Below are 3,935 nucleotides of genomic sequence, written 5' to 3'. Positions count from 1 at the left end.
CTCATCTTCTCGTGAGCGAAGCGAACGTCTCCGACGTGCTCTTTCTCGGTTTTTACAGCGACCAGCGAGTCCTCGTTCTTAAGCGTGAAGCGGTTCTTGAATGCGAGATCCCGTGCAGGTACCCTGAACAGGATCTCATCAGGGCAGTCTCTGCGGAATGACTGTTATTGCTTTCGCGTCATCCTGACAAAGCTACTGGTCAGGATCTGCTCTTTGAAACAGTTATATGTAGGTGTTAAAATTCCTCATTGCTCCCTCGGCTCGATAATGGACCCGTTCTTCGAGAAGAGGAGAATCAGTTATTGTGTTGTCCGTAGACGGAGTGCAAGTTTCACTTTACCCCTTCCCAGCTACGAATCTCACCCATTACGACTTGAGAGTATCTGAAAGGCTTCTTCATCATTTTCTACAATGTCACTTGCTGTCAGAAGAGCTGAGAAACTCAATTAGTATAGAATTAGTGGAGAGGCAAACGGTCGGTCTTGCATTGTTCCTGAAAGTGACCGTGAAATGAAACTCGGTTGCTGAATTAGGGAGTGAGGAAATTTGAAGAAAGACGCGCTTATTAGAGCTGTATCGTCAAAGGATCTGGAACATGAATCTCTGAAGGATTTCGATCGGTATCAGGAAACGAGAATCGTTAAGCGCAAGAATCCTGATGGCAGCTTCGTATACTTGATAGACGAGTTCATTGACGACTGGGATTCTAAGAGGAAAACTGAAGTAGTAGATGAGCTAAAACGATGTCTGCTCTCGGGCGGCTTCGTGGCTGGAGCCTTTTTAGAGGGATCGTTGGTTGGATTCGCCAGCATAGAGAACGGTTTCTTCGGAATCGATAATCAGTATCTCGAAATGACGTTGATGCATGTTTCCAGAGAATTGAGAGGTTTCAGCATAGGTAGGAGGCTGTTCGACCTATGCTGTCAGGCTGCCAAGAACCGCGGCGCAAAGAAGTTATACATATCGAGTCACCCTTCGCTTGAAACGCAGTCTTTCTATGAGGCAATGGGGTGCATTCCAGCTTCCGAGATAAATGAAGAGGCACTTGCTCGCGAACCTCTCGACATACAGTTGGAATTCATTCTCTGTTGAGAGAAATAAGAGGAAGGTTGGTGTTTTCATCTCCTGAACAATTTTAGACTGACGAAGTGTGATTTCCTTATTCATGGAGAGACTTGCGCGCCAGGTAAAAGAACTTGCAAACTTGAGTAGTTGGTGTGCCCAAAGATAACACTCCTAATACCCTTCCTGTAAATGATTGAGAGCGAATTTTCCCTCATGAGAAACTTCATCTCTTCAGCTGACTAGTTTCGATCTTCATGTGCAGTTTCCTTCTGGTCATTTCCTATCTTAGTTTTCGCTGCTAAATCAGTAACTTATAATTTCGAAGATTGCTTGTCTGGACCAAAGAGAGCCCATATCCGATACCTTTTCTTAATATCAGAGAACTATCTGCGGTGGCTGTGCGGGTTTAGAATTCAACTATCCAAAGCACTGACAGAGACTTGCGAGGAGCTGCAGATGCCATTATTTGCGGTGATATGATTGAAGCTATAAACATCTAATAGGGGGGGAGATCATGAAGAAGTTGTTCTTAGCGATTTTGGTCCTGATTGCTGTCTTTGCCTCAGGTGTCACTTTCGAAAGAGAGGAAATTATCTCGTTCTTTGACACTAAAATTAATGAAGTCCTTGAGAACTACGAGGTTCCAGGCGCGGTCTTCAGTTTCGTAAGTAATGGGGAGATAGTATATGTTCAGGGCTATGGATATTCAGATCTTGAGAGCAAGACACCAATGAAACCTGACTCACTGGTCCGTATTGGTTCTGTATCCAAGCTCTTCACATGGATCTCGATTATGCAGCTGTATGAGCAGGGCATGATTGACCTGAAAACGGACGTAAATGACTACGTCTCGAATTTCAGGATCCCGGACACTTTTCCAGAACCGATCACTGTTGAAAATCTACTCACCCATACTCCCGGCTTCGAAGAGATGCACTCAGGTGTGATTCAGTTCGAAGGTTATGTTCTACAGCCTCTCGGGGAAGCCTTGATGGAGATACCTGAACGTGTATTTGAACCAGGGAAGTTTTCTGCCTATTCAAATTACGGAGCCGCTTTGGCGGGGTACATTGCCGAGGAGGTCTCAGGCACGGAATTCTCCGACTACGTAGAACAGAATATTATCGAGAAACTTGGAATGAGTAGTACAACTGTTAGGCAAACACTATCACCAGATCTAAGAGAGAGAATGAGTCCGGGTTACTATTATTCGGACGGTGAGAATGAATCATTGACACCGTTTGAGATAATCACCGTTCCACCTGCGGGTTCAATGACATCTTCCGCAGAAGACATGGCGAAGTTCACAATAGCAAATCTGCAGATGGGTGAGTTTGAAGATGTGCGAATCTTGAGCGAAGAGACTGCATCACTAATGCAGAGAGTCCATTTCCAGCACGACCCCAGACTGAACGGCGTCTGTTATGGTTTTTATGAGATGAATAAGAACGGAGTTCGTTTGATTGGGCACGGTGGTGACACGATTCTCTTTCACTCACTCTTAGTGTTTTCTCCCGAGGACAACTGGGGATTCTTCGTATCTTTCAATTCAAATGGAAACGGCTCTGCAAGGGACGCTCTCCTTAATGCCTTCATGGACGAGTTTTATCCGACTGATGTAACTTACGAAAAAAGAGAAGTCTCATACATCAATCGGCTCAAACTAACTGGTGACTATATTTCAAACAGAAGAGTCTTCTCAGACCCTGTCGAGAGCCTTCTATACTGGATGAATCCAGACGTTTCTGTAGAGCTGTCTACAAACGGTGGTCTTGTCCTCCATGGTTCCGATTATGATTTCATCGACGATGACCTTGTGATTTCCGAGAACAAGGAGAATCTAGTTGCGTTCAGAACCGAGGGTGGCAGAGATTATCTCTTCATAGATTCCGCTCCAATCATTGCCTTTGAAAAAGTACCCTGGTACTTGAGTCAGAAACTTGTTGGAAGTGTTGTTGTCTCACTGTTGGCCGGTCTGTTCCTGTTGCTGCCGTAGAGCATTGGCGGACGCAAGGCTGGCAAAGATCACGCCAGGTCGCAATGCCGGCGAAGAACATGCCGGGACGCAAGGCGCCGAAGAACCTCGGCGGACGCAATGCCCGCTTCGCGGGGGAAGAGCCGGCGATCGCTTGCTAAGAGATTGGGTTGATAGGTTCTGGTTACGGAATTCGGGTTATGAATATCGGGATGACAGCCGTTTTTTCCCGTCATTCTGGCATGCTTCTGGCCAGAATCTCAATCCTTGAAACAGTCAGTTGCAAGTGACAAATTGCGAGTAGTAAGAGTAAAAGCTGAGAAAGCGTCCTTCCAGCGATCAGCGGTTTTTAGGTACGAGATCCCGTACAGGATCATTACGGGATGGCAATGTCAGACGATTATGCGATTCTATTGTAGGGGCGAACGGCTGTTCGCCCGTGAGTGGATTTCAGTGCAGGCTAAAGGGATGAAATCGCACAGGTTCACTGTATGACTGCCCTTCACGTCATTCTGACAATGCTCCTGGTCAGGATCACGGTCCTTCGCGAAAAACGGGACAGACATGACGAGAATTGTCAGTCCCTATTTTCGCTCTCATCTTCTCGTGAGCGAAGCGAACGTCTCCGACGTGCTCTTTCTCGGTTTTTACAGCGACCAGCGAGTCTTCGTTCATAAGCGTAGAGCGGATATTTCATGCGAGATCCCGTGCAGGTACCCTGAACAGGAGCGCTTCAGGGCAGGCGCTACGCGATGACAATTTAAGATGACTGTGCAGTTCTCTTGTAGGGGCGAACGGCCGTTCGCCCGAAAAAGGTCCTGGTTGGAATCTCTGCCTTTTACGCGAAAAACGGGACAGACATGAGGAGAATTGTCAGTCCCTATTTTCGCTTACA

The 3,935-nt window shown here is 46.6% G+C and carries 3 protein-coding genes; all 3 read left to right on the top strand.

Features of this window, described 5'->3' with window-relative positions:
- The first annotated feature begins 546 nt into the window (after window positions 1-546).
- Window positions 547-1,092, top strand: coding sequence for a GNAT family N-acetyltransferase (locus tag Y697_RS06735; RefSeq protein ID WP_121550884.1), 546 nt, complete (start codon window positions 547-549; stop codon window positions 1,090-1,092).
- 487 nt (window positions 1,093-1,579) lie between these two features.
- Window positions 1,580-3,061, top strand: a complete 1,482-nt coding sequence (locus Y697_RS06730) for a serine hydrolase (protein ID WP_121550883.1) — start codon at window positions 1,580-1,582, stop codon at window positions 3,059-3,061.
- Between the two features lie 585 nt (window positions 3,062-3,646).
- A complete protein-coding gene (locus tag Y697_RS14620) occupies window positions 3,647-3,796 on the top strand; it encodes a hypothetical protein (protein ID WP_183083745.1) in 150 nt (49 codons plus the stop codon).
- Window positions 3,797-3,935 lie beyond the last annotated feature (139 nt).

The sequence above is a fragment of the Mesotoga sp. BH458_6_3_2_1 genome (assembly GCF_003664995.1).
Lineage (GTDB): Bacteria > Thermotogota > Thermotogae > Petrotogales > Kosmotogaceae > Mesotoga.
Note: the sequence above shows the minus strand (reverse complement) of the source record. Positions and strands in the feature narration are given on the sequence as shown.

Coding starts and splice junctions, on each gene's coding strand:
- Y697_RS06730 (WP_121550883.1), top strand. CDS start 1,580: ATGAAGAAGTTGTTCTTAGCGATTTTGGTCCTGATTGCTGTCTTTGCC.